General features: G+C 43.3%; 8 protein-coding genes. All 8 read right to left on the minus strand.

The window, feature by feature from the left end; translation table 11 throughout:
• Nucleotides 1-64: 64 nt before the first annotated feature.
• On the minus strand, nt 65-2143 hold the full coding sequence (locus QR40_RS14680) for a Sip1-related alpha-galactosidase (RefSeq protein WP_044295747.1): 2079 nt from the start codon (nt 2141-2143) through the stop codon (nt 65-67).
• The gene (locus QR40_RS14685) at nt 2140-4842 is read right to left on the minus strand and encodes a glycoside hydrolase family 2 protein (RefSeq protein WP_044295751.1); all 2703 of its coding nucleotides are present in this window, start codon (nt 4840-4842) and stop codon (nt 2140-2142) included. The genes QR40_RS14680 and QR40_RS14685 overlap by 4 nt, the downstream gene beginning before the upstream one ends.
• A gap of 13 nt (nt 4843-4855) precedes the next feature.
• A complete protein-coding gene (locus QR40_RS14690; RefSeq protein WP_044295752.1) occupies nt 4856-5998 on the minus strand; it encodes a uroporphyrinogen decarboxylase family protein in 1143 nt (380 codons plus the stop codon).
• 30 nt (nt 5999-6028) lie between these two features.
• Complete coding sequence (locus QR40_RS32305) at nt 6029-9322, minus strand: alpha-mannosidase (protein ID WP_044295753.1); 3294 nt, start codon at nt 9320-9322, stop codon at nt 6029-6031.
• 34 nt (nt 9323-9356) lie between these two features.
• Nucleotides 9357-10343 carry an ROK family protein gene (locus tag QR40_RS14700; protein ID WP_044295758.1) on the minus strand — a complete coding sequence of 329 codons (987 nt, stop codon included), beginning with the start codon at nt 10341-10343 and terminating at the stop codon, nt 9357-9359.
• Nucleotides 10340-10978 (minus strand): D-sedoheptulose-7-phosphate isomerase, encoded by a 639-nt coding sequence (locus QR40_RS14705; RefSeq protein ID WP_027292401.1) that lies wholly within the window; start codon nt 10976-10978, stop codon nt 10340-10342. Before QR40_RS14705 ends, QR40_RS14700 begins: the two co-directional genes overlap by 4 nt.
• A 170-nt stretch (nt 10979-11148) precedes the next feature.
• Complete coding sequence (locus QR40_RS14710) at nt 11149-12429, minus strand: four-carbon acid sugar kinase family protein (RefSeq protein ID WP_044295759.1); 1281 nt, start codon at nt 12427-12429, stop codon at nt 11149-11151.
• Nucleotides 12430-12658: 229 nt separating this feature from the next.
• Nucleotides 12659-15091, minus strand: a complete 2433-nt coding sequence (locus QR40_RS14715; RefSeq protein WP_044295761.1) for an alpha-mannosidase — start codon at nt 15089-15091, stop codon at nt 12659-12661.
• Between the last annotated feature and the right edge of the window lie 36 nt (nt 15092-15127).

The following is a 15127-nucleotide window of genomic DNA, read 5'->3' on the forward strand; positions in this document are numbered from 1 at the left end:
ATCCCTCCTCTTTCAATAGAACCTATAATGCTTATGGTCTGATCTGGATTTCCCAGCTGACACGTTATAGCGCATCTTTTGTTTCAATCATCAAAATCACGGTTCCCACTTCCTGCATACAATCAATCTGATACATATATCCCTGGTGATCCAGCTGGTTTGTTTGATCTTTTCCATTGACTAATACCCTGCATATATTCTTTTCGGAATAAAATGCTGCCTTTCCGCCCTGTCTCAAAACTGCCATTGTCATATGGGTGTCGTGTTTTACCTCCATTATGGAATGAAAACTAATATATTTATCAAGCAGGCCAAAGAAGATGATATCCTCCTGATAAGGCAGAATCAAAAAAAATGCAGTCCCTTCTGACTCCACAGTTATTTCTAACTTCTCTTCTCTGTCGATAACCATCGTTTCTTGTCTGAAGTAATCATATACCAGGAACTGATCTCCTTTCAGATCATAAATATCTGCCGGAGAAATGGTGCTTTTCTGGCATCCCGGGCTGATATTAAATGCAGCAATCACCCCCGCCTTACGATTTTCTCCGCATCCTCCGACATTGGTAAGTTTACACAACCCCTCTTTTTGCGGGTCTGTAAAAATACAATCCGGAGATGGCTTGGCTCCCCGGTCCATTTTCAATATTCTTCCATCCCGATAAACAAGTGGCCGCACTGCTTCGCCATCCGTTTCCCCAATCCGGTCGCTGAAATATACAGGGCCTCCGCTGATCGCTCTTAATAAACCATGCTTCCCGGCATCTTTATGTGAAGTCCAGAACATATCCCAATCCAGATAATATAATTCATCATGGTACAGAGCATTGTATGCATTTTGCAGAAGATGTTCTTTGAATCCATCCTCATGATCCGGGACAAAATCATCGCTGTTTCGTGAAATCGCAGATCCCTGGCGTCCTAAGATATTCTCCATAGCCATACCCATACAATTAATAAGTCTGCCTCCCATATAAGCAGCGGCAGCACCTTCCAGTGCCATATGAGTTTGTGCTGCAGCCAATGGAACAGGCCGGTCATTCTCATAATAATTTTTCACAGCACTTTGGCCGTCTACTTTTACAAAATCTATCCCGTCCCTGCGAAGCTGTTCATACCAGTCCCTGAAAAAGCCATATCCCCGCTCCGCTTCCGGATAAGGCAGCAGCTTTCCATTGGTGGTAGAAAACAGATTATCCTTTTCTTCCTCAGCCAGAGGGCTGCCCGGCTCAATGCCGCCCCAGTAACCGCCAAAAGCATGCCAGACCCCAAACCATTTAATATCAGTATTACGTTTAATCTCAGCCGTCATTTCTAAAAATCCCCGGGGGAATTTTTCTGTCTCCGGAGCCATACTGTAGAGCCGCTGGTCATGCACCGACAACCATCCGTCATCCATAAGCATCCATCTTACCGGAACATTTTTTTCTTTTAACTCTTTTGCCTTTTCCTGCACTTTTTCTTCTGTAATATCGGTGTAAAAAGCATCCCAGCTGCACCACCCTAGATACTGGAACATATCCGGATAATTCTTTTTTTCTTTTCCTGGTATTCCTTTTAATTTAACTGCTTCATCAAATGCGCTATTTACCGCAGAATACAGCTCTTTTCCCGTTGTCATTAAAAATACGGGTTCACACAGCTGATTCATTCCGGCCATATAGGAGGTCATCGTCAGTGAAAGAATGCCCTTCTTTTCTCCCTTTGCGTAAGCTTTGAATTGATTTCCGGATAAAGGGAGAAGATAACCTGCTCCGTCATCATATTCCATAAAAACGGATTGTGTTCTGTCCGGGATTTTTCCAAGATCATCTGTAAATTCCGGTCTGGTCCACCAATCACGATGCAGATACATGGCTGTAACCGCCCTGGGTTTTTGTGCTAATTCTATTTCCAATGTAACAGGCTCTATAAGCTCCAGATTATCATTTTCCCGAAACGGCTGATTCCCTAATTTCAGGCTCAGAAAACCCGCTAAGATTTCTCCGTGTTTTCTGATAGTTATTTCTGCCCTTCCCTTATCTTCTTCAAATAAATAGATCTGTTCTCCATCCCGCTCGCTCTTACCGGAACACTCCCACACATGTTCCCCGGATTTCTGACATCTGATTTTTAAAAGTATCTTTATTATGTCCTGTTTCATTTTCCACACCTTTCCAACACGCTCTGCAGCACCGTCACTCTTATATCCCAGTTCTTTCCACCATCCGTATCCTTCAGGTTTTCCACCTCCAAAAAGGTTCCGGCAAATTTGGGAATCAATAAATACTGCATTTTTATTTCTTCCCCCGGAAACAGCAGAACATAATTATCTGTTCCTAAAAGGTAATAGTCATCTCTTACCAATTCAATTCCAACCTCTGCTGCTGCTTCTTTTCCGGTATTTTTTAATACGAGTGTTTTTTCCAATCTGCCATTTCGAAGCTTTTTCGTTTCAGAATGCCGGACTTCCACTTTTCCCGCACCTCCCCGAAGAGGCTTTAATATCTCTTTCTCCAGGCTGCTAAATATATAAGTGTTTTCTGATAAGAACCTGCTGCCGTTTCTCAGCCTGACGGTTACAAAGAAGATACCCTGCTCTTTCGGTGCATGAAAAACTGCTTTCCCTAAGACAGAAGAACCGTTTTTCAGAATATTTCCGGTCAAAGCGAACCTTGAAATCAATTCACCGGAGATTACCCGTACCAGCACTTCTGCCTCGGCCAGAAATCCTTCGCCGGAATTGGACACCACGATATCTTCTTTGATTTCTTCGTTAGGAGCATAGTTTAATTTCCGATACGTCATAGTAATATGTTGTCTTTCATATGCCCGTTTAACCTGATAATACGCCGATTTCGTTTCCCCGTAATAGTCAATCAGATTTGTGCATGAGGCATTGGGCCAAGGCTCATTTAACTGCCAGATAATCGTACCGCTGTTTTGAAACGCACGCCTTCTGTCCGCTTCAATCATAAAGCGAAGTCCTTCAGACTGCATAAACTGGCTGCATTTCGTAAACAGCATCAGGTTCTCCTTTGTTTTTGCTATCTCTCCGAACATCTCCACATCACGCAGATAAGTTCCCCACCACTCACCGTGGTGCTGCCAGTTCAGATCCCCGGACATAAGCGTGGGTTTCCCAGACTCTTCGGGCAGGAACTTTTCCAGGCTTTTCACGCTGCTGGTACCATCCATGCCGAATTCACTGTGAAACAAATTATCAGACTGTCCGTATAACTCATAGTGTTCCGGATTTCCTTCATATCTCCAGTTTCCATGTACGTCATGGCTGACGCCTTTTTCTCTGGTTATAAATTCCCGGGGTCCGGACGCAGACGTGGGCAGAAACAGACGGGTACCGTCATAAGTATCTACAATGGATTTTAACAGCGCTATATTTTTATTAGCAGCAGAAACTGGTCTGTCTGCCTCTTCCATCAGCTCATTTCCGCCGCTGTATACCATAAGTGCGGTATGATTGCGTTTCTCCAGTACCGCAGCTTTTGCATTTGCTTCCAACAGCTGCAAAAAAGCTGCTTCCTCGCAGGGCTTATTGTCAATCCCGGAACTGGACTGGATAAATTCCTGCCAGATCAGAATGCCGTTTTCGTCACAGAGATCGTAGAATATTTCCTTTTCTATCAGACCTCCTCCCCACACACGAACCATATTTATTCCCGCATTTACCATGGCTGTAATCAAATACGCGTATTGCTCTCTGGTTACATTGCCGTAAATATGATCCAGGGGGGTAATATTGACGCCTTTCACAAATGTTTTCTTACCGTTCACAACAAATGTATAGGGCAATGCACCGGCATGTTCTCTTTCATTATGTGCATATGTAAAGGAGCGGATTCCCACGTGTTTTGTACAGGTATATAATTGGTTTTCACCCTCATGGACACTGCATGTAACCGGATAAAGGGGCTGTTCTCCCTCACCGTTAGGATACCATAACTGAGGGTTTATAACTACAATTGGCTTATCAAAACTTCCATCTGCATTCAGACTGACTTCTTCTATTCTTAACGGCGGATCTTCCTCCATCACTTCCGTCAAAACATCTGCGGACACACTATCCTCATCCAGCATTTCATGTTCCCGTATCCATCTTACATCACTGCTGCTTTTATCTCCTGGCGATCCTATACAGACTTTCACAGAGAGCCTCTGTGCTTCTTCTCTATTCCTACTGGTACAGACTTTTCCCGATACCCGGATCATTCCCAGATCATCTTCCATATCGGTACGGATAAACAAATCCTCTATTTGCGCTTCTTCCACAATATCCAGAACCACATCCTGCCAGAAACCGATATTAACCAGATGTGTGGAAAAATCCCATTTATAATTAAACCGGCTTTTCTGGGTGGATGTGGCTGAGGTATATCCGATCTGGCCCATCTCAGAAGGTATTCCTTTGAATATTACTACCAGTTTATTATGTTCCTTTATTTTGCCCGTAAGATCAATGCGCTTGTGTTCATACATTCCTTTGTGGGTACCCAGCAGTTCATCATTGAAATAGATCATTGCTTCATAATCCATACCTTTAAACACCAGGAATACCCGTTCTGAAGTAAGGTCTTCACAGCCAGACTGTCCGTCAAAATCCGTGCGGTACATCCACCAGCGGTTCTCCACCCACTCACAATTCAGGCTGTTTCTCGCATAGTAAGGGTTCTGAATATATCCTGCTTTCCACAAGTCATAATGTACACCTCCCGGAACTTTTGCATCTATCCATGGTGTAACACCATGCAGCGTCTGACCAGTTTCCATGCTTTTTTCTTTGATCGGCACATATGGCCAATACCCTTTTACCTGCCAGTTAAGATTTGATAATGAAATCTCCATCTGACTCCTCCTCTTAATCCTCTATCGCGCACAAATATGCAGTATCCAGCATGGCAGCTATATTTGCAGGCGGAACATTTCCCATAATATTATGTACCTGATTAAATACGAATCCGCTTCCTCTGGCAAAGATCTCTATATTCTTTTTCACATGAGCAGATACTTCCTCCGGTGTTCCCTGCCACAGCACACTTTGTGTGTCACATCCTCCGCCCCAGAAACAAATGGAATCTCCATACGCCTCTTTTAAATGACCGGGCTCCATATGATCCGCAGAGATCTGAACCGGATTGACGATATCAACACCAGCTTCAATAATATCCGGCAGCAGTGCGTCAATAGATCCGCAGGAATGAAGGAAAATCTTAATATCGCTGTTTTCATGTACATGTCTGCAAAAAGCTTTCAGATACGGCAGGCAGCATTCCTCATAACTATCCGGTGAGCACATAGGTGCATTCTGCATTCCCAAATCACTGTTTACCTCAATCGCCTGAATATATTTTCCAAACCTCTGATTCATACGGTCAAATTTCGCTATATTTTTACCCAATTGAGTTTTATTCTGGTACTTACAAGACTCCGGGTCTAATAACATCTCGCAGGCAAACTCCAAACCATGGAAAAAAGCACCATATCCCATGACCATAGTAAACTTATCTGTTTCTTTATAAATTTCCTCTGCTCTCCTGCCAAACAACTCCCATTTATCTTCTTCACTTGAAAATCCATAAAAATCCGGACAAATCCCATCAAAGAAATATCCACCCGCAGGCATATACATCTTTCCCTGCGGGGAATTCATGCGATATCCCCCGTCTGTCTGCTTAACCGGATTGAAATTATCAGGCACCAGAAACTCATACGCTCCCCGGGGATTCCATTTGCGTGTCTTCTCCCAGGGGGGATTTAGAAGCATGGTATCTATGTGAAATCTGTCCAAAATATCCTGATCAACCCTGGCAAGCCCTTGCCCGCAGTCAATCATCTCGATCTTATCAGCAGACAGTCCAAGATATTTCCGAAGTTCATAGTAAGCATACGCTGAAATTCCGGTAGAAAAATGTACCCCCAGATCGATTGGCATCCGGTCAACCGGTTTGTGTTCAATTGCATTTGTCACTCTTTGGCGGCTGCTCATATATTCTTTCTTCATTTTATCGATTCCTCTTCTTTCTTCTGAGTATCACAAAATATAAATCTTAAATGTTTTAATTTCAAAACACCCAATCTCAAATTCGATCTCATTGCCTCTCACTTTAAGTTCCTGCATCTCTTCCTCGCAGAGATTAGTTTCCACCACCCGTTTCACTGGAATATTGAATTTCAGCCGGACACCTGTTTCTTTTGCATTTTTAAATTCATAAAGCCGGATTATATAAGCCTCTTCTGCTTCTGCCTTTTTAACCGTATCAATCACAATATGACCGCAGTCTGTCTCTAGCAATGAGAAAGAAGTCACGTTAGTTCCTTTCTCAGATACAGATTCACCTGCTTTTTCTTCATTTTTTGCTGCAGCAGAATATAACAGCGGCATATTAAGCATCATTGCTTCCTTTTGTACCTCACATTCAGTTACATAGCCGGCATGAGGATACAGGGAATAGGTAAACTCATGAATTTTCCTGTCTGCTGTTTCATCCGGACGCACAGCAGATTTGATCAGGGAAAGTCCCAGGGTGTTCTGGTGGATATCATAACCATATTTACAGTCATTCAGAATGGATACACCATAGTTACTTTCCGACAAATCAGCCCACCGGTGTCCGCATACCTCAAATTTTGCAAAATCCCATTCATTATTCGTATGGGTTGGACGCTTAATATTTCCAAACTGTATCTCATACACCGCTTCTTCGCAATGCACATCCACAGGAAAATAAACCTTCAGGAGCACCTGTTCTTCTTTCCAGTCTGCTGTTGTCTTAAAATCAATTCTTCTGCTGTTGTGATATAAAATCATATCCTGGGTTATCACCGAACGGTTGAAAATCCAAACATGCCGTAAGACACCTCTTATCTCACCCTGATCCACCACTTCCGTCTTTACCAGTTGAAATGGTTCATATGGTTTTTCTTTGTAATATACATCGATATCCCATGCATCAAAACGCTGAGGCTTGTCCTCGTATGCCTGCAGCAGATTCATCGGAGTTTCGCAGCTGACCTTGCGTCCGTTTTCCTTATCATACAAATACGAAATTTCACCATTTTCATTTAATTCTATCTGGTAAAAGGCATTTTCCATAGATGTTTCCGTGACCCTGACACATGGTAAAGCAGGAGCCTCCATCTTTGGATTTGCAGAATATTTAATTATTTTATATCCATAAGCAGGAATATCCTTTATATATATCAGCAGACCTTCTTCTGTTTGCTGGCTTACAAGCTTTTCAGATTCATATGAAAATTCTGTTGCCTGACTACCTGATACATCGTTGCGTAAGTTTGGGTGAATAGAGTGCCTGATATTTGCATCAGTGCAAAGCGCCGAATCGACGGCGTAGCGGACTCTGCTGCCAGTTTCTGGTTCCTCATAGGGCAGGAACAATAAATCATCTCTTGAAAAACCGGTAGTATTATACACTACGATGGAATCGGGGCTCACCTTGATCTCCGCCATAAGCGCTGTCTGTACCTGCCTGCTAAGCTCCCTGCCTTTTTGCGCTATTTCCAGATAATCCCTGGTGGTATCCTCATACACCTGGCGAATCGATGATCCGGGAAGTATATCATGGAACTGGTTTAACATAACCCGCTCCCAGATCACATCCAGCGCTTTCCGGGGATAGCAGTCTCCTCCGCTGAGAATATCTGACATACTATACAGGAATTCAATATTATGGAGCAGCACCTCGGACTGCCGGTTGAACTTTTTATTGGCAGCCTGCGAGGTATAGGTACCCCGATGCAGTTCAAAGTATAGTTCCCCATCCCAGGTTCCCAGCCCGTTATGATCCACGTGGCTGTAAATGCGTTGGAAATAGTGCTCTGCCGAATCCATCTCTACTCTTGGAATTCCGGGAATATTTTTCATAACACGGCTTTGCTCCAGCATTTCTCTTGTTGGTCCGCCGCCGCCATCCCCCCATCCAAAGGCAATTAAAAGCTCATCATTTTTATCCTTATCTTTATAGTTCTTCCATACCCCGGTCACTTCCTCCGGATCCATATGCCCGTTATATGTATAGAACCAGGAGCCGTCTTCCGGTGTTGTAATAAAATGCGTAAAGATACTGGTTCCGTCAATTCCTTTCCAGTTAAAAGTATCATACGGAAAATGATTGTACTGGTTCCAGCTGATCTTAGTCGTCATGAAATACTTCATTCCTGCTTTTTTCATAATCTGGGGCAGCGCACCGGAGTATCCAAAGACATCCGGCAGCCATACCAGATTCGTATCCTGTCCAAACTCTTCTTTTATAAAACGCTTTCCATAGACAAACTGCCGAACCAGTGATTCTCCGGAAGGAATATTGGTGTCTGGTTCAACCCACATTCCCCCAGTGATTTCCCACTGACCTTCTGCAATTTTTTCTTTTACCATCGCATAAATTTCAGGATAGTCTTCCTTCAGGAACTTGTACAGCTGCGGAGACGTATGCATAAACCGGTACTCAGGATATTGTTTCATGAGATTTAGTACAGTAGAAAATGTCCTGGATGCTTTTTCCCTGGTGGCGCAAAGCCTCCATAACCAAGCCATGTCAATATGGGAATGTCCCACTCCATATACCGTAGGTTTTATTTCTTCCACCTTTGCATACCTTTCCAGCTGTTCAAGTACAAATGCCAGTGCTTCTCCAATGGACTTATAGTACCCTTCTGATTTATATTCCAGAAAATTCACTCTGGAAAATGTATCATTTAATACTTGGGTCAACTTTATTCTTCGCAAATCATCCTCATCTAAAAGCTTCACACATCGCAGCAGCGTATCTATTACATAGTAAAAACGGTCTGTATGCATGTCCATCCTTACCAGCTGCGCAATCTTAAAGGTGCGCATCCTGGGAGGTACTAGAACGCCGCTCCATGCTTTCAATGCAATATGCAGGGTATCACTGCCCTGAAACACTTCTTTATCCAGAAAGGCTTCCTCATGCCAGATATCAATTCCCTGAACAGGCCTGCCATTGATATACAGCAAAACCTCCGCTGTAGATTCTCCCCCATCCCGGGGGCCAACCGACAGCTTAAGACACAGCTGGCTGTCCATAAAGGATTCCGGAACTTTCACACTGGTACGGAACCAGGCAACCTTGTCATATCCGCCCCAGGTATCCCATAAACGGAAATCCTGCCAGCCGCTGTCATCATAATTAATATCACAGGCATCATTGATACGGTTATCCATATGATGCTCTATATATTTCCACTCGTCCAGTTCCACAACATCACGGTATCTGGTGGGCCAGATATCTTCATCAATGTATTTGCGGATCTTCTCTAATATAAAATGCGGATCTTTTACTTTCAATCGAATACCTCCTGTCTTATTGCGCTGTTCATAATTAAATGAATGAATTGTCAAGCCTCAGAAGATTACCTGCTACAGATAACGCGGCGTAATCCCCCAGTTGTTCTCCCAGCCCTGCCGGTACTACCTGACATACCTGCCGGTTCTGTAATAATGTTTCCCTGCGGATTACCTCCATCATGGGTTCTCTGAGGATATCTTCCTGGCGCAGATAAATACTTCCGATTACAATTCTTTCCGGATTCAGAATATCAATTAGAACAGAAAGACCTTTTCCCAGATTTTCTCCCGCCTTTTTCAAAATATCAAGTGCCAGTTCATCTCCTTTGCCGGCTGCCGTACCGATGTCCGCTGTGGTAATCTCCTGCGGTATTTTACCCGGGGGTAAAATCTGCGTCTGTCTGCCGTTCCTGATCCACTCCTCAATATAGGGTACTGCAAACCTTGCAATTCCGCCTCCGCTGCAAAAACCCTCAAAGGACCCCTTCTTGCCGTATCCTTCCGGTCCGTCCTCTGACAGGCGCACATGTCCAACCTCGCCTGCCATATCACAGGTTCCGCAGTATAACTTTCCATCCAGTATCAGCCCTGCTCCAAGACCGGTACCAAATGTCAGAAATATCATATTCCTTGTGCCTCTTCCCGCTCCCCACAGCCATTCCGCCAGCCCGCATGCATTTGCATCGTTTTGTACCTGAACCGGAACGCCAAAACGTTTGGCAAACGGAGTAACAACGTCTATATGATCCCAATTGGGCAGATTCGGAGGGCACATAATAATTCCTTTTTTAGAATCCAGTGGGCTTCCACAGCTGATCCCAATGGCTTTTAGATCTATCTCTTTCTGGGCATCTATCATAAAAGCAAGGGTATCTGCCATTTTCTGTACTGCCGACTCAGGAGTATCAGGAGTAGGGAATTTTTCTTTATAACAGATCTCTATCCCGTCTTTTTCCGTGGTTTTTCCAATACTAACCGCACACTTAGTACCGCCAATATCAATTCCTGCCAAATAACTCATCCAAAAAATTCCTCCTCCAGCATCATGCAGATTGTATGGTATACAGGAAGATGAAGTTCCTGAATATTTGGTGTTGCCACCGCCGGGACACAGATACATACATCGCACAATTCCTTCAGCCCGCCGCCTTTTTCCCCAGTCATGCCAACTGTTTTCATTCCCAGTGCCTTTGCAGTTTCCACTGCATAAATGACATTTTTAGAATTTCCGGAGGTGCTGATGCCCATCAGAACACTTTTATCATCCCCATACCCGCAAACCTGTTGTGCAAATACCAACTCTGGTACTGCATCATTGGCAAACGCCGTAGATAAGGCGATGTTACTGGTAAGAGTCACTGCAGGTAGTCCCCCCTGTAAATGCTCCGCCAATAATTCTCCATTTTCCAGGGATGCATTTTTTAACTTTTCTTTCATTTCATCTGACAATGGCCGTTTGATTGCAAATTCTTTCATCAGCTCTCCCACGATATGCTCTGAATCTGCCCCGCTTCCTCCGTTGCCGCAGACAAGAAGCATTCCGCCTGTCCGAAAGGAATCCCGTATATTAGTAAATGCCGACCATATTTCGGATTCACACGCCTGTAATACAGGATAACGTTTTATTAATTGTGCAATATGATTATAAATATTCATCCTTTTCCCCCATGAATAGCGCAGGCAGGCTTGTGCTATTCCCAAATAAGCAATGCGAACCAAGTTCGCATTTTACCCACTACAGTACAGCAGGCAGTCCTGGTATACTGCTTTCATCCTTTCAAATATGCATATCGCAAGCCTGCTTGCGATATGCCCAAGTTACTATGCTATATCAGCATATTCATTGCTTTTTCCACAAATTCTTCCGTACCAAAGCTCCCTGATTTCAATACCATTTTATAATATGGGCGATCTATGCTCTGGCATGTAGGAAGTCCTGGCTCAATTTCTTTTAAAATCCGCATTCCACGGATACTCAGACTGGAGCATAAGGACGCACTGGTATCTCCACCGCACACGATAATCCTTCGAATTTCATAATTCTGTATTACCTGCTCCGATATCATCGCCAGCGTACCGGATACCAGGGTAGAAACAGCCGTGTTATCTATCCCCTGCACTGCCGCAATCCGCTTCGTCTCCTCTACGTCTTCCACAGAGTTCATGGAATGAAGCATAACAAAAGTTTCTGTTTCATATGCCTTTTTTACCGCCTCTGATACCCGGTTACATTCCTGCTGCTTTGTCCTGTCATCAAATAAAAGCTTTGTGTTTAATTCAATTACCGGATATCCATGTTTTTTCATATATAAAGTCTGAGCCGTGGTCTGAGGTGTCAGACTACCTGCAATACACAAGATCCTTTTATCCACCTCTTCTATTTTCGTTTCTGAGACAGGCACTCTTGACTGTCCTTTGACATATATTCTTGCAAGATATTTTGATAAAGCGGAACTTCCACAAATAATTTTCTCATCAAAAAGTGCCTCAGCCAGAATCCCAAGATCTTCATTATTCCGCACATCCATAATCACATAATTATAAAGGTTCCGGCATTCATCTACTGCCTTTTTTACAGCCTCACTTCCCTGCTCTGTCACTTCATAAGTAACCGCGCCCACTTTCCTTTTCGTTTGTTCCTGCAGAATTTCAACCAGGCTTGATTTGGTCATCGGATGTACCGGATCCTGCTTAAACTGCGAATCGGCAAGGAGTACCCCATGCACATAATGCTCACTGTGAATGGTGGTTCTTCCGTTATCCGGGAATCCCAGAACCACTACTGCGAATTCTTCCCCAAGAGCGTCCAGCATAGCATCAAATTCTGCCCCTATATTTCCGCGAAACACGGAACACTGCTTGTCAATATACTGCTTTACCTGGGGATTCTTTACATGGCTGACCGCATCATATACCTTTTTGTAAGCATCCTGATAAGTATCAAATCTGGAATCGGTATCAATGATGACCACTTCACCCTCATCATAACCGGACTTCTTCCCATCTCCATAGCTGTACACGATCGTTTCCAGATCTGATTTCCCGTACATAATACCAATATCATTTGCTCCTGTAACATCATCTGCAATTACTACTGTATATGGCATTTTTTTATCTCCTGACATTCGTTATAATTTATCATGGTGTATTTCAGACAGGTCTAACTTGTACACAGCCTTTTCCACACCCCGGGTTATTATAACACTATTTATTCCTGTTCTGGCATATTATAAAACCTATTTATTCCTATTACGGCACATTATAAAATCTATTTATTCCTATTACGGCATATTATAAAACCTATTTATTCCTATCACGGCATACTATAACACCTGTCTACTCATATTCCAGCATATTAACTTCTGTAATTTCCGCGGAAATATCGTATGGGATCTTAACCGTTTTAATCTCACATGGAGTAAAATTCAGTTCCACTTCCCTGTTCATAAAAGGAACCATAAGCGTGGCCATTCCTTTTTGTTTCTTTGTTTCAAAAGCCCGGATAATAATTCCGTCCTGATCTTCAGCTTCCTTCATAACTACGGCTGCCACATGGTCACTCTTAAGTTCCATGAACGACTGTTTCTGAGGCTGGCTGCCCTGATGAAAAGTTTCTATAACGGTAAACGGTTTCTGGTTCAGAGCTGCTGCATGCTCTACAATCTTTGAATCTTTCCAGGTGCCCTCATGAGGCAGCAGCAGATAAGTAAATTCCTGAATACCTTCATCTACAAATTTATACTCCATGCCTTCTTCCAGCTGTTTGGGATCATGATGCGCAAATACCGAATTTTTCAATATTGTCAGACACATCTCATCAACATCAAAAGAATAGCTGTATTTCGCATCATTTGCAATTGCCAGCCCATACATTTTACCTTTTTCAAAATGCTCTCCCGTAAAATCAAACCAGGTCTGTCCCGGCTCTTCTTCTCCGTTGGCACTCTTTTCAATATAACCATATGGAATCTCATAAGTAGGCTTACGGAAATTAAATCTTACCGGATACTTCACTTTCAGCATCGTCTGAGGCTCTCTCCAGTCTGCCACTGTCTTTACTTCCACATAGTCCAGGTCTTTGTACAGCCGAAAATCACAAATCACATAGGACTGATTGTATTTATACTTAATACGCAGTGCTGAACGAACAGGTCCATCCTCCAGCACATGGAGATATACGGCCTTCATATCCCCGATTTCCTTGTCAAATTTGAACTTATTATGAGACCAGGTATCGGATTTATCCTCAATCACAGCAAGCCTTCCACCTTCTCGTCTAAGTACCTCAAGGTCAGATTTTTTATCAAACAGCTGCTTCATACATCCGCTTACCGGATTGAATTCCAGAAAATACCGGTCATTTTCAAGGGTATATTCCGTTACTTTCACATGATCAAATGCCGGCGCTTCCTCTATATTCAGGTACAATTTAAATACTTCATAGCCCATACTTTTCAGTTCTGCGGTGAATAAAAGTCTTGACTGCCCATTAACTGCAGCCTCTGACTGTATTCGCTGTGCACGAATTACATTTCCCTCACTGTCCGTAAGCTTAAACTGGTCATTATTAAGTCCCCGTACCTCCAGGTCAATCACCATTCTCCCCTGGAAAGGATGTGTATTAAATACTACAATGGGCTTCATTGTCACATCTTCTTCAATATTAATATCCCATGATATCGCCTGAATTGCATAATTGAGATTCCTCTGCCCAATCGCCATTGCCTGTCCATAGAGATAAGACGCATCCTCATAGGCAGACGGAATACTGGTTCCAGCCAGAATATCATGGAACTGATTAAATAGAACCCCTTTCCATGCCGTCTCAAAATCATCCGGATAAGCCTGGCCTTCTACCTTATTTGCAATCGTACTCCATGCCTCTGCCGCCAGCAGCAGATTTTCAGCCCTGCGGTTTTCACGTTTGATTCTGGACATCACACTGTAACACCCACTTGCATGATGCTGAAGATCACCGGTTACCTGATGATATTTTTTCCCATTGCTGCGGATAGTTTCAAAAAACCCAGACGTTGTCCCCATTTCCATAACCGGCATATCTTCTCTGGCATTCAGTTCATAGATACTCTTTATATTTTCCTTCGTGGGTCCCCCTCCATGATTGCCTACACCATAGAACATCATCAGGTTATCTTCCCCATCTTCCAGCTCACATTTTAAACGTTCTGTATATTTCTCCAGATTTTTTCCCCAGGTGCAGTACTCATACGGAATCCGGTAAGCCAGTACCTGAGAACCATCCTCAGACCCCCACCAGAAAGTGCGCCCCGGAAGCCCTTTTTCCAGAGGCATCGGCCTCATAAATACATAATTGTCCATACCGCTTTTCTTAAGGATCTGAGGCAAATTTCCATTATGTCCAAAACTGTCCACATTATATCCAGTGACCGCTGTCTTTCCAAATTTTTCTTTAAAATATCTTTGTGCATACAATCCCTGTCTTACAAATGATTCACCGGAAGGAATATTACAGTCCGGCTGAATATACCATCCGCCAACAATTTCCCAGCGCCCTTCTTCTATCCTTTTTTTAATTTCCGCAAACATCCCCGGATTATTCTTTTCTACCCATTCATAAAAAGCTGCTGAACTGCATGTAAAAATAAAATTCTCATCTTCCTTCATACGATCAAGCGCCGATTTAAAAGTCGCTTTAACCTCCTGAAACCCTTCCTGCCACTTCCAGAGCCAAACCGGATCCAGATGAGCATTCCCAATCATATGTAATTTTTTATCCTTTATTCCCATAGTTATCCCTTCTGCATATCGCAGGCCTGTCTGCGA

Source organism: Robinsoniella peoriensis, assembly GCF_000797495.1.
Lineage (GTDB): Bacteria > Bacillota > Clostridia > Lachnospirales > Lachnospiraceae > Robinsoniella > Robinsoniella peoriensis.